The organism is Pseudomonas sp. GW460-LB5 (assembly GCF_059423245.1).
In genome coordinates this window covers 27,617-48,577 of sequence record NZ_JBWKXT010000008.1, presented here as the reverse complement: position 1 = coordinate 48,577, position 20,961 = coordinate 27,617, and the positions used below count along the sequence as shown (strand labels likewise).

Here is a 20,961-nt window from a genome sequence, read left to right as displayed (position 1 = left end):
CGCGGCGCTGATGTCACAGGCGCCGAAAATGCTGCGCCAGGCACCTGGCAGCCTTGATACCTACCAGACGTCTAACCTCGCTCCTCCAGCAGATCATGCAACTCGACAAACTGCTGGGTCAGCTTGTGCTTGGGCTCCAGGTGAATCAGCGGCAGGCTGGCGTGGTGCGATTCGCGCATCTTCACCGAGCTGCCCAGGTACACCGGTAGCACCGGCAGGCCTTCTTCCAGCAGCTCGTCGAGCATCTGCTGCGGCAGGCTGGCACGGGACTGGAACTGGTTGACCACGATGCCTTCGACCATCAAGTCTTCGTTGTGGTCTTCCTTGAGGTCTTCGATCTCCGCCAGCAGGCCATACAGGGCCTGGCGCGAAAAGCTGTCACAGTCGAAGGGAATCAGCACGCGATCTGCGGCGATCAACGCAGAAACGGCATAGAAGTTCAGCGCTGGCGGGGTATCGATGTAGATACGCTCGTAGTCCTCGTCCAGCTCGTCGAGCAACTTTCGCAGCTTGTTGATCTTGTGCTTGGCCTCAAGCTTGGGCTGCAGGTCGGCCAACTCGGCAGTGGCAGTGACCACGTGCAGGTTGTCGAACGGGGTTTCGTAGATATCGACTTTGTTCTTCTTGCTGAACGGCCCGCTGGACAGGCTTTGCTTGAAGAAGTCGGCAATACCCATCGGGATATCCTCGCCGGTCAGGCCGGTGAGGTACTGGGTCGAGTTCGCCTGGGCATCCAGGTCGATCAAAAGGGTCCGGTAGCCTTCATTGGCACTGACCGCCGCCAGGTTGCAGGCGATGCTCGACTTGCCCACCCCACCTTTCTGATTGAACACCACGCGACGCATGATTGACCTCCGTGTTTCAACGAATGCCCGAGTATGTGGCGGCACTGCGGCAATGGCCAGCGCCATTTGGCCAACATTAGCCCTGGCCGACCACCTGCCCGGTCAACAGCTCGGCAAACGCCTTGGCCATTACCGAATTGCCCCGCTCGCGCTGCACCAGCCACACCGCCGACATCGCCCCTTCATCCAGCAGCGTGCGGTACACCACCCCTTCGATGCGCATACGCTGGAACGACGCTGGCAACACCGATACCCCCAACCCCGCCGAGACCAGGCCGATGATGGTCATTGCCTCCCCAGCCTCCTGGGCAAAGTGCGGGCTGAAGCCCGCCTGCCGCGCCAGGCTGAGCAACTGTGCATGCAGGCCGCTGCCATAACTGCGCGGGAAGAACACAAACGGCTCATGGGCCAGCGCCGCCATGTGCACCCCTTGTTCCGTGCCTTCAGCCAGCGGATGCGATGCGTTGATCACCGCCACCAGCGGCTCGCGGAACAATTCGGTGGCCAGCAAGCCTTCCGGCAAAGGCATCGGCCGCATCAGCCCTACTTCGATGGACTCGTCGAACACTGCTTCGGCGATATCACGGCTGCTCATTTCTTTTAAGTTCAGGTGCACAGCCGGGAAGCGCTGGCGAAAGGCATGGATGGCCTTGGGGATCTTCGAGGTGAATGGCGCAGACGAGGTAAAGCCAATCTTCATTTCGCCCAATTCACCCAACTGCGCCCGCCGCGCCACATCTGCGGCCTTCTCCACTTGCGCCAGCACCTGCCGCGCTTCCTCAAGGAACAGTCGCCCCGCCTCGCTCAGCTCGACCCGACGGTTGGTACGCTCGAACAGCCGCGCTCCCAGTTCCTGCTCCAGGGCCTGGATCTGCTGGCTCAGGGGCGGCTGGGAAATGCCCAGTTGCTGGGCGGCGCGGCCAAAGTGCAGCTCTTCAGCCACAGCAATGAAGTAGCGCAGGTGACGCAGTTCCATGACCAGCTCCTAATGAGTCGAAAAACGTCTTAAATAGGTCGAACAATATATTGGATCTAATCATTAGCCAGCTATATGCTTTTTTCATTGCGCCAGAGGTACCCGCCCGTGAAAACTGCTGTAGCTCCCCTTCCTGCCGAACCAGAGCCTGCCTCCCTGAACGAAATGTGGATTGAAAAAGGCACCCCCGCCTTCATGAAGACCGTGCTGGCACTGTTCAGCGGCGGCTTCGCCACCTTTGCCCTGCTGTACTGCGTGCAGCCGATGATGCCGCTATTGTCGAAAGAATTTGCCATCAACGCGGCGCAGAGCAGCCTGGTGCTGTCGGTTTCCACCGCCATGCTGGCGTTCGGCCTGCTGATCACCGGCCCCATCTCTGACCGCATCGGGCGCAAGCCGGTGATGGTCTTTGCCCTGGTTTGCGCCGCCCTCTCCACCCTGGCCAGCGCGGTAATGCCAAGCTGGGAACTGGTACTGGCCACCCGCGCCCTGGTTGGCCTGTCTCTGAGCGGTTTGGCCGCTGTGGCCATGACCTACCTGAGCGAAGAGATCCACCCACAGCACATCGGCCTGGCCATGGGCCTGTACATCGGCGGCAACGCGATTGGCGGCATGAGCGGGCGGCTGATTACCGGCGTGCTGATCGACTTCGTCAGCTGGCACACGGCCATGCTGACCATCGGTGGCCTGGCCCTGGTCGCCGCACTGGTGTTCTGGAAGGTGCTGCCCGAATCGCGCAACTTCCGCCCGCAGATGATGAGCCCGCGCAGCCTGCTGGACGGTTTTGTCATGCACTTCAAAGATGCCGGGCTGCCTTGGCTGTTCCTGGAAGCCTTCCTGCTGATGGGGGCTTTCGTCACCCTGTTCAACTACATCGGCTACCGCTTGCTGGCCGAGCCCTACCACATGAACCAGGCGCTGGTCGGTTTGCTGTCGGTAGTGTACCTGTCCGGGATCTACAGCTCGGCGCAAGTCGGTGCCCTGGCAGACAAGCTAGGCCGGCGCAAAGTGTTCTGGGCCAGTATCGTGGTGATGGCCGGTGGCTTGCTGATGACCCTGGCCAGCCCGCTGGCGATGGTGATCGTGGGCATGCTGGTGTTCACTTTCGGCTTTTTTGGCGCACACTCGGTGGCCAGCAGCTGGATTGGCCGCAGGGCGCTCAAAGCCAAGGGGCAGGCATCGTCGCTGTACCTGTTCAGCTATTACGCAGGGTCCAGCGTGGCCGGTACGGCGGGCGGGGTGTTCTGGCATCAATGGGGGTGGAACGGGATCGGGCTGTTCATTGGCAGCTTGCTGGCGGTTGCGTTGCTGGTGGCGTTGCACCTGAGCAAGTTACCGCCCAAATCGGTGTGAAGCATTCGCGGGCACGCCCGCTCCCACAGGGTTCAGTGCAATCCCTGTGGGAGCGGGCGTGCCCGCGAAGAGGCCATCAGATCAGTTGATGATCTCTACGATATCCACATCCACTTCCCGGCTCATCAAGTGCTTCTCCACCTCACCGGTCAGCTTCACCTTGGTCTTGTCGTTGAACGGCGTCGGCGGCAGGTCCTCATCGTCGATTTCAACAGTGATGGTGCCGGTGTTGTCCTTGAACTCGTACTTGTCGTCGTTGTTGATCTTCTTGGTCACATACCCCTGCAGCACCACGGGCGTGTCATCGGCAGCGTCGTTGGCAGCTGCCACGGTGGTGACCGACTGGGCGCCGGGGCCGGTATAGCTGGCGGCCAGTGCAGCAGTGCTGAACAGCGGGGCAAAGATAAGGGCGAGATAACGTGCTTTCATGAGGATCGGGTCCTGTTTAGGTTTCGATGGGACCAGATTAGCGACGTTCGCTGAATCCAAACTTAATGCAACAAAAAGCCCGGCACAGGGCCGGGCTTTGCTTTCAGCGCTCAGATCACTGATGGTACTGCGCCGAAAGCTCGTGCACGGCATTGATGAACACGCCCGCATGCTCCGGGTCGACTTCCGGGGTAATGCCATGGCCAAGGTTGAACACGTGGCCGGTGCCGTGACCATAGCTGGCCAGAATGCGCGCCACTTCCTGGCGGATGGCCTCAGGCTTGGCGTACAGCACGGTCGGGTCCATGTTGCCTTGCAGCGCCACCTTGTCACCCACACGGCGGCGGGCATCGCCGATGTCGCAGGTCCAGTCCAGGCCCAGTGCGTCGGCGCCGGCTTCGGCAATGCTTTCCAGCCACAAGCCACCGTTCTTGGTGAACAGGATCACCGGCACCTTGCGCCCTTCGTGCTCGCGGATCAGCCCGCTGACGATCTTGCGCATGTAGGCCAGGGAGAACTCCTGGTAGGCCGCCGCCGACAGGTTACCGCCCCACGTGTCGAAGATCTGCACAGCCTGGGCACCGGCCAGGATCTGGCCGTTCAGGTAGCTGGTGACCGACTGGGCCAGTTTGTCCAGCAGCAGGTGCAGGGCTTGCGGGTTGTCGTAGGCCATGGCCTTGGTCTTGCGGAAGTCCTTCGACGAGCCGCCTTCGACCATGTAGGTGGCCAAGGTCCACGGGCTGCCGGAGAAGCCGATCAAGGGCACACGGCCATTGAGCTCACGGCGAATGGTGCTGACCGCGTCCATCACATAGCCCAGGTCTTTCTGCGGATCGGGGATCGGCAGCGCTTCGATGTCGGCCGGGGTGCTGATGACCTTCTTGAAACGCGGGCCTTCGCCGGTTTCGAAGTACAGGCCCAGGCCCATGGCGTCAGGGATGGTGAGGATGTCCGAGAACAGGATCGCCGCGTCCAGCGGGTAGCGGTCCAGCGGCTGCAGGGTAACTTCGCAGGCAAACTGCGGGTTCATGCACAGGCTCATGAAGTCGCCGGCCTTGGCGCGGCTGGCGCGGTACTCCGGCAGGTAGCGGCCGGCCTGGCGCATCATCCACACCGGGGTGACGTCTACGGGTTGCTTGAGCAGCGCACGCAGGAAACGATCGTTCTTCAGGGCAGTCATGTCGGCATCCGGAAAAATAGTGCGGGCATTTTCTCAGACGCCAGCGCAAAAGGCACGGCCATGGCCATGCGTTTTGTCTATTGGATGCTATAGATCAAGCGTTTTTGTATACAAAAGCTTCGCGGGCATGCCCGCACCCACAGGTTCTGCGCTTAACCCTGTGAGAGCGGGCATGCCCGCGAATAGGTCGAAAATCAGACTTCGAGGTAGTCCAGGATACCTTCCGCAGCCGTACGCCCTTCGAAGATCGCCGTCACCACCAGGTCCGAACCACGCACCATGTCGCCACCGGCGAACACTTTCGGGTTGCTGGTCTGGTGCTTGAACTTGCCTTTCTCCGGGGCTACTACACGGCCTTGGCTGTCCAGCTGGATACCATGCTGCTCGAACCACGGCGCCGGGCTTGGACGGAAGCCGAAGGCGATCACCACGGCATCGGCTGGCAGGATCTCCTCGGAGCCCGGGATCGGCTCAGGGCTGCGGCGGCCACGGGCATCCGGCTCGCCGAGACGGGTCTCGACCACCTTCACGCCTTCGACCTTGTCCTCGCCGACAATGGCGATAGGCTGGCGGTTGTAAAGGAACTTCACGCCTTCTTCCTTGGCGTTCTTCACCTCTTTGCGCGAACCCGGCATGTTGGCTTCGTCACGGCGATAGGCGCAGGTCACCGCTTTGGCGCCCTGGCGGATCGAGGTGCGGTTGCAGTCCATCGCGGTGTCACCACCGCCCAGTACCACCACCTTCTTGCCTTGCATGTCGACGAAGTCTTCCGGGGACTTCTCGAAGCCCAGGTTGCGGTTGACGTTGGCGATCAGGAAATCCAGTGCGTCATGCACGCCCGGCAGGTCTTCGCCCGGGAAGCCGCCCTTCATGTAGGTGTAGGTACCCATGCCCATGAACACTGCGTCGTACTCGGCGAGCAGCTGTTCCATGGTCACGTCCTTGCCCACCTCGGTATTCAGGCGAAACTCGATGCCCATGCCGGTGAACACTTCGCGGCGGTTGCTGAGCACGGTCTTTTCCAGCTTGAACTCTGGAATGCCGAAGGTCAGCAAGCCACCGATTTCCGGGTTCTTGTCGAACACAACCGGGGTTACGCCAGCGCGCACCAGCACGTCGGCGCAGCCCAGGCCAGCAGGGCCGGCACCGATGATGGCGACGCGCTTGCCGGTTGGTTTGACCTTTGACATGTCCGGGCGCCAGCCCATGGCAAAGGCGGTGTCGGTGATGTACTTCTCCACCGAACCGATGGTCACCGCGCCGAAGCCGTCGTTCAGGGTGCAGGCACCTTCACACAAACGGTCTTGCGGGCACACACGGCCGCACACTTCCGGCAGGGTGTTGGTCTGGTGCGACAGCTCAGCCGCCGCCAGGATGTTGCCTTCGGACACCAGCTTCAACCAGTTAGGGATGAAGTTGTGCACCGGGCACTTCCATTCGCAATACGGGTTACCGCAGCCCAGGCAGCGGTGTGCCTGGTCTACTGACTGCTGCGGCTTGAACGGTTCGTAGATTTCCACGAACTCCTTCTTGCGCTGGCGCAGCAGCTTTTTCTTAGGGTCCTTGCGGCCCACTTCGATGAACTGGAAGTCGTTGTTCAGACGTTCAGCCATTTTTCAAAACCTCTTTACAGCAGCTGCAAGCTACACGCTGCAAGCCGCAAGACGATCACTTAAGCCGGGCAAACCTCGTACTGCCTTCAGGTGCAGCTTGAGGCTTGCCACTTGCAGCTGTTTTTACTGCGGGTTGGCACGTGTGCTGGACAACAGTTGCTTCAGGTTGGCTGCCTTCGGCTTCACCAGCCAGAAGCGCCGCACGTAGTCGTCCAGGTTCTCCGAGAGCTCACGCCCCCACTCGCTGCCGGTCTCTTCCACATACTCGCCAAGTACCCGCGCCAGGTGGCTGCGGTAGGCTTCCATCGCTTCACCACTGATACGCTGGATTTCCACCAGCTCGTGGTTCAGCTTGTCGACGAAGCTATTGTCCATGTCGAGCACGTAGGCGAAGCCGCCAGTCATGCCAGAACCGAAGTTGTAACCGGTCTTGCCCAGGACGCAGACAAAGCCGCCGGTCATGTACTCACAGCAGTGATCGCCAGTGCCCTCGACAACAGCGTGGGCGCCGGAGTTACGCACAGCGAAGCGCTCGCCCGCAGTGCCCGCGGCAAACAGCTTGCCGCCAGTGGCACCGTACAGGCAGGTGTTGCCGACGATGGCGCTGTGCTGGGTTTCGAACGGGCTGCCGGCTGGCGGCACGATGGTGACCTTGCCACCGGTCATGCCCTTGCCGACGTAGTCGTTTGCATCACCCTGCAGGTGCAGGTTCAAGCCACCGGCGTTCCACACGCCAAAGCTCTGGCCCGCAGTACCCTTGAAGCGGAAGGTGATCGGGTTGGCAGCCATGCCCTGGTTGCCGTACAGCTTGGCGATTTCGCCAGAGATGCGGGCACCGATGGAGCGGTCGCAGTTGCAGATGTCGAGGTTGAACTCGCCACCGGCCTGGTCGCGGATCGCCGGCAGGGCCATGTCCACCATCTTCTCGGCCAGCTCGCCTTTGTCGAACGGCGGGTTCTTGTCGACTTCGCAGAATTGCGGCTTGTCTGCCGGAATGTGCGAGCTGCCCAGCAGCGGCGACAGGTCCAGGTACTGCTGGCGCTCGGTATCGCCTGGCAGCATTTCGAGCAGGTCGGTACGGCCGATCAGCTCGCCCAGGCTGCGCACGCCCAGCTTGGCCAGCCACTCACGGGTTTCTTCAGCGACGAAGGTGAAGAAGTTGATCACCATATCGACGGTGCCGATGTAGTGGTCCTTGCGCAGCTTGTCGTTCTGCGTGGCTACGCCGGTGGCGCAGTTGTTCAGGTGGCAGATTCGCAGGTACTTGCAGCCCAGGGCGATCATTGGCGCGGTACCGAAGCCGAAGCTTTCGGCGCCAAGGATGGCCGCCTTGATCACGTCCAGGCCGGTTTTCAGGCCGCCGTCGGTCTGAACCCGCACCTTGCCGCGCAGGTCGTTGCCACGCAGGGTCTGGTGGGTTTCGGCCAGGCCCAGTTCCCACGGGGCGCCGGCGTACTTGATCGAGGTCAGCGGCGAAGCACCGGTACCACCGTCATAACCGGAGATGGTGATCAGGTCGGCATAGGCCTTGGCCACGCCAGCGGCGATGGTGCCCACGCCGGCTTCTGCCACCAGCTTCACGGACACCAGGGCCTGCGGGTTGACCTGCTTGAGGTCGTAGATCAGCTGGGCCAGGTCTTCGATCGAGTAGATGTCATGGTGCGGCGGCGGCGAGATGAGGGTCACGCCCGGTACCGCATAACGCAGCTTGGCGATCAGGCCGTTGACCTTGCCGCCCGGCAGCTGGCCGCCCTCACCAGGCTTGGCGCCCTGGGCAACCTTGATCTGCAGCACCTCGGCATTGACCAGGTATTCAGGGGTCACACCAAAGCGGCCGGTGGCCACCTGCTTGATCTTCGAACTCTTGATGGTGCCGTAGCGCGACGGGTCTTCACCGCCTTCACCAGAGTTGGAACGCGCGCCCAGGCGGTTCATGGCCTCGGCCAGCGCCTCGTGGGCTTCCGGCGACAGTGCGCCCAGCGAGATACCGGCCGAGTCGAACCGCTTGAGAATGGCCTCCAGCGGTTCGATCTGCTCCAGCGCCAGTGGCTGGTCGGCCACCTTCACTTTCAGCAGGTCGCGGATCATCGATACCGGACGCTGGTCGACCAGCGTGGTGTATTCCTTGAACTTGGCATAGTCGCCCTGCTGCACGGCGGCTTGCAGGGTGTTGACCACGTCCGGGTTGTAGGCGTGGTATTCACCACCGTGGACGAACTTCAGCAGGCCACCTTGCTGGATCGGCTTGCGCGCGCTCCAGGCTTCGGCCGCCAGCAGCTTCTGGTCGCTTTCCAGGTCTACGAAGCGCGCCCCCTTGATGCGGCTGGACACGCCCTTGAAGCTCAGGCCGACCACTTCCTCGGCCAGGCCGATGGCTTCGAACAGCTGCGCACCGCGGTATGAGGCGATGGTGGAGATACCCATCTTCGACAGGATCTTCAGCAGGCCCTTGGAGATGCCCTTGCGGTAGTACTTGAACACTTCGTCCAGGTCGCCCAGCACTTCGCCGGTACGAATCAGGTCAGCCAGTACTTCATACGCCAGGTACGGGTAGACGGCCGAGGCACCGAAGCCCAGCAGCACGGCAAAATGGTGCGGGTCGCGGGCGGTAGCGGTTTCCACCAGGATGTTGCTGTCGCAACGCAGGCCCTGTTCGGTCAGGCGGTGGTGTACCGCGCCAACGGCCAGCGAAGCGTGCACCGGCAGCTTGCCCGGGGCGATGTAGCGGTCGCTCAGCACCAGCTGGGTCTTGCCAGCGCGCACGGCTTCCTCAGCCTGGTCGGCGATGTTGCGAATGGCCGCTTCCAGACCGACGCCCTGTTCATAGTTGAGGTCGATCAGCTGACGGTCGAAACCTTCGCGCTCCAGGTTCATCAGCGAACGCCACTTGGCGGGCGAAATGACCGGGGAGCTGAGGATGACCCGCGAAGCGTGCTCCGGGGACTCCTGGAAGATGTTGCGCTCGGCGCCCAGGCAGATCTCCAGCGACATCACGATGGCTTCGCGCAGCGGGTCGATCGGCGGGTTGGTCACCTGGGCGAACTGCTGGCGGAAGAAGTCGTAAGGCGAACGCACACGCTGCGACAGCACGGCCATCGGCGTGTCGTCACCCATCGAACCAACGGCTTCCTGGCCCTGCTCACCCAATGGGCGCAGTACCTGGTCACGCTCTTCGAAGGTGACCTGGAACATCTTCATGTATTGCTTGAGCTGGTCAGCGTCGTAGCTGGCCGCGCCCTGGTCGTCGGTCAGCGTCGCCTGGATACGGGTGGCGTGCTGACGCAGCCAGCGCTTGTACGGGTGGCGCGACTTCAGGCGGTTGTCGATGGCGTCCGTGTCGAGGATCTGGCCGGTTTCGGTGTCCACCGCCAGGATCTGGCCCGGGCCGACACGGCCCTTGGCCAACACTTCCTCAGGCTGGTAACCCCACACGCCAATTTCCGAGGCGATGGTGATGTAGCCGTTGGTGGTGGTCACCCAGCGCGCCGGGCGCAGGCCGTTGCGGTCCAGCAGGCACACCGCGTGGCGGCCTTCGGTCATGACGATACCGGCCGGGCCATCCCACGGCTCCATGTGCATGGAGTTGTATTCGTAGAAGGCGCGCAGGTCGGCGTCCATGGTCTCGACGTTCTGCCAGGCTGGCGGTACCAGCATGCGCACGCCGCGGAACAGGTCGATGCCACCGGTCACCATCAGTTCCAGCATGTTGTCCATGCTCGACGAGTCGGAACCGACACGGTTGACCAGCGGACCGAGCTCTTCGAGGTCGGGGATCTGGTCATTGGCGAACTTGGTGCGACGGGCCATGGCCCAGTTGCGGTTGCCGGTGATGGTGTTGATCTCGCCGTTGTGGGCGAGGAAGCGGAACGGCTGCGCCAGCGGCCATTTCGGCAGGGTGTTGGTGGAGAAGCGCTGGTGGAACACGCAGATCGCGGTTTGCAGGCGCTCGTCACCCAGGTCTGGATAAAACGCCGCGAGATCGCGCGGCATCATCAGGCCTTTGTAGATGATGGTCTTGTGCGAGAAGCTGCAGATGTAGTGGTCGCTGTCGTGGGCGTTAGCCACCGACGAACGGCGACGGGCACTGAACAGCTTGATGGCGAATTCCTGGTCACTCAGGCCTTCGCCACCGATGAACACCTGTTCGATCTGCGGCAGGCGCTCCAGGGCCAGGCGGCCGAGTAAGCTGGTGTCGATCGGTACCTTGCGCCAGCCGACCAGTTTCAGGCCAGCGGCGAGGATCTCGCGGTCCATGTTGGCGCGGGCCGCTTCGGCTTTGACCGGGTCCTGGTTGAAGAACACCATGCCGACGGCGTACTGCTTGGGCAGCTCGACGGCGAAGTGTTCCTGGGCCACGGCTCGCAGGAATTGATCGGGCTTCTGCATGAGCAGACCGCAACCGTCACCGGTCTTGCCGTCGGCGTTGATACCGCCACGGTGGGTCATGCAGGTCAGCGCCTGCATGGCGGTTTGCAGAAGGTGGTGGCTCGGTTCGCCCGTCATATGGGCGATCAGGCCAAAACCACAGTTGTCCTTGAATTCTTCGGGATGGTACAGACCTGTTTTCATAGACACATTCTCACCAGGTTCACCTCTCAACGGAGGTAAATCTCTTTTTTAACAACCACTTACCATCCACGCCGATCAAACGCCAGCTTTTTTGCGGTGGCCATGGAAAACCATTGTTGCACAGCGACAGCGACGCCCACAAATTTTCATGTCTCACCATTGAAAATTTATGTCGCAATTTTGAATGTTTTTGCGCCATGCGCCGTGATAGCGGCTTGGCGTGAGTCTGAAGCGTTTCAGCCATGACTGCAACTAGGGGCTTGTGGCCGGCAGTCTGGGACAGAAAAGCCTGCCGCGTTGAAACGCAGCAGGCTATTCGAAAGTCAGTAATCGCTCAGCAACTGGGCGGCGGGGTGATGCCGCCCGGAAGGTATCAGCGGGCCGTGGCCAGCTCTTGTTGGACGCTGCCGACGGTACGTGGCCAAGGTTTACCAGCCTGGACCTTCTCTGGCAAGTTCTTGATTGCCGCAACCGCTGCATCACGGTTGGCGAAGCTGCCGTAGGTGACTACGTACAGCGGCTTGCCCTGCAGGTTTTTCTTGAAGTAGCGATAGTCGCCACCCTGGCTCTTGACGAACGCCTGGGCCGAGGCCTCGGAGCTGGTGCCCAGGATCTGCACCACGTAATTGCCCGGCTTCTGCCCGGCGTACCAGCCGCTGTTGCCGCTGCCAGTGGCGGCAGGTTTCTCGGCAGGCTTGGCGGCCGGCTTGGCCACGGCGACCTGGGTAGGCGCAGGCGTAGGCTTGGCAGGTGCAACCGGCTTCGCAGGCTGGGTTGCGACAGGCTTGGGCGCAGGTGCAACCGGCTGGACCGGCGCAGTAGCCACAGGCTGTGCAGGCACAGGTGCCGGGCCAGCCGGCACGCCTTGCGGCGGCGCAATGGTGGTCACGGTTGGCGGCGGGTTGCCAGGCTGCAGGGCAGTGTCACCCGCCGGGCTGCCTTCTTCACCCTCCCCCATGCCCGCGGCCTGGGCCAGCGGCTCGCGCATTACAGGCTGGGACTGGCCAACCAGCGGCAGCGGCATCGGCTGGGAAGACCCGGAAAACTCGATATTGGCACCCTGCTTGCCGTCGCCAAGCGGCAACTGGGCCTGGGCGGCCGGCGCCTCAGCGGGTGGCTTGTCGCCTTTCTTGGGCATCAACACAGCGGCCGCGACAGCGACCACGACCACAGCGGACAGCGCGAGCACATGTTTTTTAGGCATCTTGAACCCCATGGATGGTCGCTTGACCGTCGAACGGCTGGCGATCATGGCTTCGATCAAAGTGTCACGGGCGACCTGGTTGATGTTGCCAGGCCAGCCGTCGGAGTGTTCATGGATATCGACGATCTGTTCACGGCTGAACACCTCGATGCCCCGGCCAGCCCCTTCCAGGCGCTGCTCCAGGTACTCGCGGGTTTCTTCTTCACTGTAGGGGGCAAGCTCGATGATGTGGAAGCGTTCTTCCTCGACATTGAGCTCGTCCAGCCCGGCAATCAGTGAAGGCTCACCGAACAGGAACACGTGCGGGCGCCCTTCCGGTACCCCCGCCGCCAACTCCAGCAACGCTTGGAGTGCCGACTCGTCGAGTTGTTCCGCATCGTCCACGAGCAAATACACTTCCTGCCCGGTCAGTGCCAGTTGCACCACCTTGGACAGGATCGCCTGCACTTCGGGCTGGGCCACACCCAGGTCTTGAGCGACCTGGGCAAGCATGCTGGAAGCATCGCTGGCACTGCGGGCAGACACCACCACACTCTGCACAGCCTGCTTGTTGGTGCTGGCCACCAGGGCCTGGCGCAGCAGCGACTTGCCGCTGCCCAGCGGGCCGCTGACCACCAGCATCAGCTGGCTGTAGCGCGCCAGGTGGTGCAGCTGGCCAAGCACGGGCTTGCGCTGCGCCGGGAAGAACTTGAAGCCGGGCACACGGGGCGCGAACGGATCGTGGCTCAACTGGTAATGGTCGAGAAAGGCCTCATCGGCATGCAAACTGGTCATTGCGCTGTCACAACCTCAAAGCTGGGCCACGATCGCGCGGTAATCCGCCGACAGCGTGGCCTGAAGAATCTCTTTCGGATAGTCGTCGGTCACAACGGCCTCGCCCATCTGGCGCAACAGCACCAGACGCAAGCGTCCGTCGATCACTTTTTTGTCGACCGCCATGTGCTCCATGAAATGCGCCGGGGTCATTTCCTGTGGTGGCACCACCGGCAAACCTGCGTCCTGCAACAGGCGGATCCCGCGATCACGCTCGGCCTGGTCGATCCAGCCAAGGCGCATGGACATTTCCAGGGCCATCACCGTGCCCGCCGCCACGGCTTCGCCGTGCAGCCAGACGCCGTAGCCCATATGGGTCTCGATGGCATGCCCGAAGGTATGCCCCAGGTTCAGCGTGGCCCGCACGCCGGACTCACGCTCATCGGCACCCACCACTGCGGCCTTGGCCGCGCACGAGCGGCGGATGGCCTCGGTCAGGGCTGCCGAGTCGAGGGCGCGCAGGGCTTGCATATTATCTTCGAGCCAGGCGAGAAACGGCTTGTCGCAGATCAGACCGTACTTGATCACTTCCGCCAGGCCGGCCGACAGTTCGCGCGCTGGCAGGGTTTTAAGGCTGGTTGTATCGATCAGCACCGCATTGGGCTGATAGAAGGCACCGACCATGTTCTTGCCCAACGGGTGGTTGATACCGGTCTTGCCGCCCACCGAAGAGTCAACCTGGGAAAGCAGGGTGGTCGGCACCTGGATGAAGTCGACACCGCGCTGGTAGCAGGCGGCAGCGAAGCCGGCCATGTCACCGATCACGCCGCCGCCCAGGGCAACCACGGTTGTGCGACGATCATGGCGAGCTGTCAGCAGGCCATCGAAGATCAGTTGCAGGGTTTCCCAGTTCTTGTGGGCTTCGCCATCGGGCAATATCACCGACAGCACCGAGTAGGCGCCGAGGGTGTTGCTCAGGCGTTCGAGATACAGGGGTGCGACGGTCTCGTTGGAAACGATGGCGACTTGCCGGCCGGCAATGTGCGGCGCCAGCAGCTCGGGCTGGCCCAGCAGGCCTTCGCCAATGTAGATCGGGTAGCTGCGCTCGCCCAGGTCGACCTTAAGTGTCTGCATGTATCCCCACAATGTACTTGGGCGCGGCGCCGTTCGGGCAACCACGCGCTAACGTTGAACCTCGCCTCGGCGCTGGTGGCCGAGAATAGACCCGGGCTAACGGGGCGGCAACTGCTGCAAGCGCTCGAGAATATCGATCACCACCATGCGGGGCGGCCGCTCGTCGGTTTCCACCACCACGTCGGCGATCTCGCGGTAGAGCGGGTCGCGGGCTTCCAGCAGGGCGCGCAGGGTGGCCTCGGGGTTGGCGGTGCGCAGGAGCGGGCGATTGCGATCACGCGCGGTACGGCCAACCTGCTGCTCCACCGAAGCATGCAGGTAGATAACCCGACCACCCCGGCGCAATGCCTGGCGGTTGGCTTCGCGCATCACCGCGCCACCGCCGGTCGCCAGAACCACGCCGTCGAGTGCGCACAGTTCGGCGATCATCGCCTGCTCGCGCTCACGGAAACCTGGCTCGCCTTCCTTGTCGAAAATCCACGGGATGTTGGCGCCGCATCGCAGTTCGATTTCCTTGTCGGAATCCTTGAACAGCAGGCGCAGCTCTTTGGCCAATAGGCGTCCAATGGTGCTTTTACCAGCGCCCATGGGTCCCACAAGTATCAAATTTCGCACAGAATCAACGACTCACAGCAATCGCCTGGTCACTCATGATACGCGGAGTCAGGAAGACCAGCAGCTCGGATTTTTTCTCTTGTAATACATCGCGTCGAAACAGCCGCCCAACATACGGCAGATCGCCAAAAAATGGCACCTTGTCGACCACATTGTTTTGCGAAGTCGAGTACACGCCACCGATCACGATCGTTTCGCCGTCAGCCACACGAACCTTGGCATTGACCTCGTTCTTGCGGATCGGCGGTACGTTGTTCACGGCATTGACGTAATCAGGCTCGTCCTTGGTCACCCTGACAGCCATGATTACCTTGTTGTCAGGTGTAATCTGCGGGGTCACCTCCAGCGAAAGCGAGGCTTCGCGGAAGGCGACCGAGGTGGCGCCACTCTGGCTGGTTTCCTGGTAGGGCACCTCGGTGCCCTTGAGGATCCTGGCCGTTTCCTTGTCGGCCGTGACCACCTTGGGCTGCGAGATGATCTCGCCGTTGCCGCTTTTTTCCATGGCGCTGAGTTCCAGGTCGAGCAACACGTCACCGCGCAGCAGGCCCAGGCCGACGCTGCTGCCCGCCCGCTCCACGCCGAGGTCGACGAACAGTTCCTTGCCCGGGCGCAGGCTTTCCCCGTACAGCGGCCCGCCCCAGCGCACCCCCAGGCTTTTCTCGTAGTCGACGTTGGCCTCGACGATACGCGCCTCGATCGCCACCTGGCGCACCGGCACGTCCAGCTGCGTAACCAGTTGCCGCAATTCGGCCAGGCGATCGGCCGGCTGATGCGCCACCAGGGTATTGGTGCGCTCATCGACACCCAGGCTGCCACGAACGGTGAAGGTGCTGTCATCCGCCAGGCTGGTCAGCAACAACTCAACCAGCTCCGCCGCCTTGGCATGATGGATCGGTATCAGTTCACGGCGTAACGGCTGCATCTGCGCATCCGGCACCGGATGGGCATCGAACGGCTGCGGGGCAAACGCTGCCGCAGGGGCCACCAGCAACACATTGCCTTCGTGCCGCTGTGCCAGGCCCTTGCTGCGCAGCACCAGGTCAAGCGCCTGATCCCAGGGCACGTCCTGCAAACGCAAGGTCACGTTGCCCTGCACGTCATCGCTGGCAACCAGATTGATGCCCGCGTAATCGGCCAGCACCTGCAGCACCGAGCGAACCTCTACATCCTGGAAATTCAAAGACAGTGGCTCACCCTGATACGGCGTCGCCCACACCAGCGGGATCGGCAGCAGGGCCGCCAACACCCATTTCATCACGTTCTTCATTCTGGTTCGGGGCCTCCTTGCCCGGGCGCTTTGCCAGGGTGATGAACGCCGTACGCTCATGCCACACCCCCGCCATGAATAACCGTTCTCGCACTTCGACCTGACCTTGATCGACCCGCGCCACCACTCCGTGGTTACGCCCCAAGCGCTCACCCGCCCGCACGCGGTAGAGCCTGCCAGCCGCCATCAGCAGCGCCTCATGGGCCGCCCCTCGCGACAGGCTGCCGACCATTTCCAGCTGTGCCAGTGGCACGCTGCCCAGACCGGAACCGGCCACTCGTACCGCCCCAGGGGCGAAGGGATCGACCCCAGGCACTGGCGTGGCGGCCTTGGCCGGCATAAGCGCAAGCACCTCAGGTGTCGGTACGGGCGCTGAGGCCTGAAACGCATCTACCTGCAGTTGCAGACGCAAAAGCCCGGGCTGCCCCGCGACGGCGGCCAGTTTCATGTCACCGCTGCGCAGCAGGCGTGCCTGGCCCAGCCAGTCACCCAGCCACTGGCGCAAATCCATGTACCGGCCCACCACCTGCACCTGCAACGGCACTTTCCAATAGCCTGCCTGTTGCTCGACTTCCTGCACGTCGAACCGCTCAACCAGCAAGCCATGTGCATGCCCCGAAGCCGCCAGGCGGTCAACCAGCTCACTCATGCCTTCCCCGGCGGCCAGGTGCCAGTGAGCCTCCAGCAACCGCCGTTCGGCAAAAGCCAGAGACGCCCGCAATCGCTGCAGCTCCTCCAGCTTTGCCGCACTGACTGCTTGCTGCTCGTTCAATGTGGCCTGCCGGGCCGCTTCCTGTGCCTGCTGCTGCAACCCTGCCGGCAGGCGAAGCGCGCAACCCAGGCCGAACACCATCCCGGCCACCAGCACTGGGGCGATGAGCCTGATGCTTCTGGAACGTTCGGCAACCGCCCACCAGGCAAAGACCTGCGCTGCTTTCACGACCAGAACGCCGCAACACGCGTAGCCAGCAGAAACTCATCGCCAGCCGGCATGCTCCTGACACGCTTGAGCGTCAGATCGAGCAGCACACCCGATCGCTCCAGATCGCGCATGAACTGCGCAACCAAGGCGCCAGAGGCAGCCAGCCCAGTCACCTGCAGATGGCCGTTTTCAAAGCTGAGGTCGAGTAGCTGGACCCCGACCGGCAGCGCCCCTTCGATCTCAGCGAACACATTACCCAGCACCCCCTGCTGGGCGCGCAAGCTTTCGAGTGCAGCTGCACGGGCATTGAGTGCATCATGCTGCGCACGCACATCTGCCAGCGGCTGCAGTTGCTCGGCCAGCACCTCAAGGGCGGCCTGGTGCTGGGCATTGACCAGCGCCTGCTGCTGACCGCGCTGTCGGGCCAACTGGTCGACCAGGGTCACGGCACACAGCGCTAGCAGTGCGCCGGCAACCAGCTGGGTGCGAAAGCGCCTGAGCGCCGCCTCGCGCTGCCGTTCCCGCCAAGGCAGCAGGTTAAGCCGTATCATGGGTGCAACCCTCCAAGTGCCAGGGCGCACGCCAGGACCATCGTGCCGTCAACGTGCTCCAACCCTTTCAGGCCAGGCAAGTGCCTGCACGGCGTATTCAGCTGGCGGCCAAGGTTTTGCAACACGCCAGGCTCCACCGATGAGCCACTGGTAATCCACAGGCCCGCCGGCAACTGCGCATCGGCAAGCAGCGCGTGCAGGTGCTCCGGCAACTGCGCCATGCCCTTCAGCCCCTGCATGTTTAGTTCACGACGCTGGTAAGGCCGGCCAGGCTGCCAGTCATAAAGCACTGCGCTGTGCGCTTCGACCCGCAGCAGCGCCGAACCTTCAAGGCAGCCCACGGGCAACATGCGGCACAAGGCAATGTTGTCGACCTCGATGGCCTCCAGTTGCAACCCGGCCGCCTCGACGATGGCATCCAGTGACGCCAAGGCACTTTGCCGACACGCGGCCACCATCAGTTCGGCGCACCCCGGTTGCGTTCCGGATGCCCCCAAGACCTGAAAGTCCAAGGCCAGGTCCTCCAATGGAAATGGAAACAGCCGCTCGGCATCGGCCAGCAATTGCGTCTCCAGTTCAGCCCCGACCTGCTCCATCGGCACATGGCACCGCTTGCAGATCACCTGGCTGGCCGGTAACGCCAACGCTATCCGGTGCTGCCTGAGGCCGCTGCGCAGGTAGGCACGGCGCAAGGCAGCCACCACGGCATCGGGCTCTGCGACCCAATCCTTGCCAGCTGCGGATTCAAATGGTTCTTGTGCCGATGCAAGTACCCTGTAGCGCCGACTGCGCCGCTGCAGTTGCACAACACGAACAGCGTCAGGGGCGATTTCCACCCCCACGATTGAACTGGCATCCTTGCCGAAGCGTCCTAGCATCGCGGCTTCCTTGCTGCGTGGTGCAGCGGTCTGTCGCAACCCCGCGTCAACACCAGGCCCGGCCTGCCCATCGAGGCGACGGACAGCCTGGCCGGTAACCCGGAGGGGCGAAAAAATGCTTATAATGCCCAGCGTTTTCTGGTCCGCCGGACCTGCGTGCAACTCACTCCCAACCTGGACACCGAAAAGCCTTGATACGCCTGCTGAAGTTCTTCTGGTGGTCTTCCGTCGCCGTCATTTGCGCGCTCGTACTCGGTGTGAGCGGTGCGTTTCTGTATCTTAGCCCCAGCCTGCCCTCGGTCGAGTCCCTCAGAAGCATCCAGTTGCAGATCCCCCTCAGGGTGTACAGCAGCGACGGCAAGCTGATTGCCGAGTTCGGCGAAATGCGTCGTTCGCCGATCCGCTTCGCAGAAATTCCGCCACAGTTCATTCAGGCGCTTCTGTCAGCCGAGGACGACAATTTCCTCAATCACTATGGTGTCGACCCCAGCAGCCTGATGCGCGCGGCGACCCAGCTGGTGAAAACCGGGCATATCCAGACCGGCGGCAGCACCATCACCATGCAGGTGGCGAAAAACTTCTTCCTCACCAGCGAACGCAGCTTCTCGCGCAAGACCAACGAAATCCTGCTGGCACTGCAGATCGAACGTGAGCTGACCAAGGACGAAATCCTTGAGCTTTACGTGAACAAGATCTACCTGGGCAACCGCGCCTACGGCATCGACGCCGCCGCGCAGGTGTACTACGGCAAATCGATCCGCGACGTGAGCCTGGCGCAGATGGCGATGATCGCCGGCCTGCCCAAGGCACCGTCACGCTTCAACCCGCTGGCCAACCCGGTGCGCGCCAAGGAGCGCCGCGACTGGATCCTCGGCCGCATGTACAAGCTGGGCAAGATCGACCAGGCCAGCTACCAGGCGGCCCTGGCTGAGCCGCTCAATGCCAGCTACCACGTGCCGACGCCTGAGGTGAATGCGCCTTACATCGCCGAAATGGCCCGCGCCGAAATGGTCGGGCGCTACGGCAGCGAGGCCTACACCGAAGGTTTCCGCGTTACCACCACGGTGCCCAGCGACATGCAGGAAATGGCCAACAAGGCCATCCTCAAAGGCCTGTCCGACTACGATGAGCGCCACGGCTACCGCGGCCCCGAAGCACGCTTTCCGGGGCGTACCCAGGCAGCCTGGCTACAGGAACTGGGCAAGCAGCGCACCTTGGGTGGCCTGGAACCGGCCATCGTTACCCATGTCGATAAAACCGGCCTCCAGGTACTGACCCGGGACGGCCAGCAAGCCGAAGTGGCCTGGGACACCATGAAGTGGGCGCGCCCGTTCATCAACAGCAACGCCCAGGGCCGCGCACCACAATCGCCGGCCGACGTGGCACAGGTCGGTGACCTGGTACGCCTGCAGCGCCTGGAAGACGGCAAGCTCAAGTTCAGCCAGGTGCCTGGCGCGCAAAGTGCGCTGGTCACCCTCGACCCTTACAACGGTGCCATTCGTGCACTGGTTGGCGGCTTCTCGTTCGAGCAGAGCAACTACAACCGCGCCATGCAGGCCAAGCGTCAGCCGGGTTCGAGCTTCAAGCCGTTCATCTACAGCGCCGCACTGGACAGCGGCTACACCGCATCCACTCTGGTCAACGATGCGCCGATCGTGTTCGTCGACGAATCCGTGGACAAAGTATGGCGACCGAAGAACGACACCAACACCTTCCTCGGCCCGATCCGCATGCGCGAAGCCCTGTACAAGTCGCGCAACCTGGTGTCGATTCGCCTGCTGCAGGCCATGGGTGTAGACCGCACCATCGACTACATCGCCAAGTTCGGTTTCAACAAGCAGGACCTGCCGCGCAACCTGTCGCTGGCCTTGGGCACCGCCACCCTGACCCCTATGGAAATCGCCACAGGCTGGAGCACCTTCGCCAACGGCGGCTACAAGATCAGCCCATACCTGATCGAGCGCATCGAAAGCCGCAGCGGCGAAACACTGTTCACCGCCAACCCGGCCCGCGTCCCCCAAGGGGCCCAGGATCAGGCTGGCCTGGCGGCTCCCGAGCAGCCGATCAGCACCGCGGCCATGCCAGGTGAGGCACCTTCTGCCTTCAACCAGGTGGCCGCTGCACCGCAAGCGCCGGCTGTGGCCGAACAGATCATCGACGGGCGCACCACCTATATCCTCACCAGCATGCTGCAAGACGTGATCAAACGCGGTACCGGGCGCCGGGCGCTGGCCCTGGGCCGCACCGACCTGGCAGGCAAGACGGGCACTACCAACGAGTCCAAAGATGCCTGGTTCTCCGGGTACAACGCCGATTATGTGACCACGGTATGGGTCGGTTTCGATCAGCCGGAAACCCTCGGCCGCCGCGAGTACGGTGGCACGGCGGCGCTGCCGATCTGGATGAGCTTCATGGGCGCGGCACTCAAGGACAAGCCGGCGCATGCGCCAGCAGAACCTGAAGGCATCCTCAGCTTGCGCGTCGACCCGGTCAGCGGCCGTGCTGCCTCCCCGAGCACGCCGAATGCCTTCTTCGAGCTGTTCAAGGCCGAAGATTCGCCACCTTCGGTGGACGAACTGGGCAATGGCGCAGCACCGGGCAGCCCGCTGCCGGCCGATGAAGCGGCGCCGATGGACCTGTTTTAAGGCAGGGCGCCTGACTCAGGTTTTGCG

16 protein-coding genes are annotated in these 20,961 nt (G+C 62.7%); 2 read left to right on the top strand and 14 right to left on the bottom strand.

The genetic code is table 11. The features are described 5' to 3' along the window. Positions 1 to 71 precede the first annotated feature (71 nt). On the bottom strand, positions 72 to 845 hold the full coding sequence (locus AC07XM_RS07535) for a ParA family protein (RefSeq protein WP_016489613.1): 774 nt from the start codon (positions 843 to 845) through the stop codon (positions 72 to 74). Between the two features lie 76 nt (positions 846 to 921). Beyond that, entirely contained in the window at positions 922 to 1,821 is a 900-nt protein-coding gene (locus AC07XM_RS07530) for a LysR family transcriptional regulator (protein WP_016489614.1), read from the bottom strand. 165 nt (positions 1,822 to 1,986) lie between these two features. Between AC07XM_RS07530 and AC07XM_RS07525 the strand changes: the two genes are divergently transcribed. After that, positions 1,987 to 3,174, top strand: a complete 1,188-nt coding sequence (locus tag AC07XM_RS07525; protein ID WP_224372599.1) for an MFS transporter — start codon at positions 1,987 to 1,989, stop codon at positions 3,172 to 3,174. 81 nt (positions 3,175 to 3,255) lie between these two features. Here the strand turns inward: AC07XM_RS07525 and AC07XM_RS07520 are convergent, their stop codons facing one another. The 12 genes from AC07XM_RS07520 to pilM all read right to left on the bottom strand — a co-directional run bounded on the left by AC07XM_RS07520 (position 3,256) and on the right by pilM (position 18,289). Beyond that, positions 3,256 to 3,603, bottom strand: coding sequence for a YgiW/YdeI family stress tolerance OB fold protein (locus tag AC07XM_RS07520; RefSeq protein WP_016489616.1), 348 nt, complete (start codon positions 3,601 to 3,603; stop codon positions 3,256 to 3,258). A 115-nt stretch (positions 3,604 to 3,718) separates the two neighbouring features. Beyond that, on the bottom strand, positions 3,719 to 4,783 hold the full coding sequence (gene hemE, locus AC07XM_RS07515; protein ID WP_016489617.1) for a uroporphyrinogen decarboxylase: 1,065 nt from the start codon (positions 4,781 to 4,783) through the stop codon (positions 3,719 to 3,721). 194 nt (positions 4,784 to 4,977) lie between these two features. After that, positions 4,978 to 6,396, bottom strand: a complete 1,419-nt coding sequence (locus AC07XM_RS07510; RefSeq protein WP_016489618.1) for an FAD-dependent oxidoreductase — start codon at positions 6,394 to 6,396, stop codon at positions 4,978 to 4,980. Positions 6,397 to 6,519: 123 nt separating this feature from the next. Next, complete coding sequence (gene gltB / locus AC07XM_RS07505; protein WP_102689681.1) at positions 6,520 to 10,965, bottom strand: glutamate synthase large subunit; 4,446 nt, start codon at positions 10,963 to 10,965, stop codon at positions 6,520 to 6,522. A gap of 19 nt (positions 10,966 to 10,984) precedes the next feature. Then, entirely contained in the window at positions 10,985 to 11,209 is a 225-nt protein-coding gene (locus AC07XM_RS07500) for a hypothetical protein (RefSeq protein WP_132844974.1), read from the bottom strand. A 129-nt stretch (positions 11,210 to 11,338) separates the two neighbouring features. Next, positions 11,339 to 12,943: an SPOR domain-containing protein gene (locus AC07XM_RS07495; RefSeq protein ID WP_060516914.1), complete on the bottom strand. Its 1,605-nt coding sequence runs from the start codon at positions 12,941 to 12,943 to the stop codon at positions 11,339 to 11,341. 15 nt (positions 12,944 to 12,958) lie between these two features. Further along, positions 12,959 to 14,056 carry a 3-dehydroquinate synthase gene (gene aroB / locus AC07XM_RS07490; RefSeq protein WP_024717572.1) on the bottom strand — a complete coding sequence of 366 codons (1,098 nt, stop codon included), beginning with the start codon at positions 14,054 to 14,056 and terminating at the stop codon, positions 12,959 to 12,961. A gap of 96 nt (positions 14,057 to 14,152) precedes the next feature. Further along, positions 14,153 to 14,671, bottom strand: a complete 519-nt coding sequence (aroK, locus tag AC07XM_RS07485; protein WP_024717571.1) for a shikimate kinase AroK — start codon at positions 14,669 to 14,671, stop codon at positions 14,153 to 14,155. Between the two features lie 4 nt (positions 14,672 to 14,675). Next, positions 14,676 to 15,938: a type IV pilus secretin PilQ gene (locus AC07XM_RS07480; RefSeq protein ID WP_016489623.1), complete on the bottom strand. Its 1,263-nt coding sequence runs from the start codon at positions 15,936 to 15,938 to the stop codon at positions 14,676 to 14,678. Next, entirely contained in the window at positions 15,862 to 16,878 is a 1,017-nt protein-coding gene (locus AC07XM_RS07475; RefSeq protein ID WP_102689682.1) for a pilus assembly protein PilP, read from the bottom strand. The genes AC07XM_RS07480 and AC07XM_RS07475 overlap by 77 nt, the downstream gene beginning before the upstream one ends. Beyond that, positions 16,875 to 17,411 carry a PilN domain-containing protein gene (locus AC07XM_RS07470; protein WP_016489625.1) on the bottom strand — a complete coding sequence of 179 codons (537 nt, stop codon included), beginning with the start codon at positions 17,409 to 17,411 and terminating at the stop codon, positions 16,875 to 16,877. The genes AC07XM_RS07475 and AC07XM_RS07470 overlap by 4 nt, the downstream gene beginning before the upstream one ends. After that, a complete protein-coding gene (gene pilM / locus AC07XM_RS07465) occupies positions 17,408 to 18,289 on the bottom strand; it encodes a type IV pilus biogenesis protein PilM (RefSeq protein ID WP_023048611.1) in 882 nt (293 codons plus the stop codon). Before pilM ends, AC07XM_RS07470 begins: the two co-directional genes overlap by 4 nt. Before the next feature lie 194 nt (positions 18,290 to 18,483). Here pilM and AC07XM_RS07460 point away from each other — a divergent pair, with 194 nt between their 5' ends. Then, positions 18,484 to 20,934 (top strand): penicillin-binding protein 1A, encoded by a 2,451-nt coding sequence (locus tag AC07XM_RS07460; RefSeq protein WP_371918298.1) that lies wholly within the window; start codon positions 18,484 to 18,486, stop codon positions 20,932 to 20,934. The last annotated feature ends 27 nt before the right edge of the window (positions 20,935 to 20,961 follow it).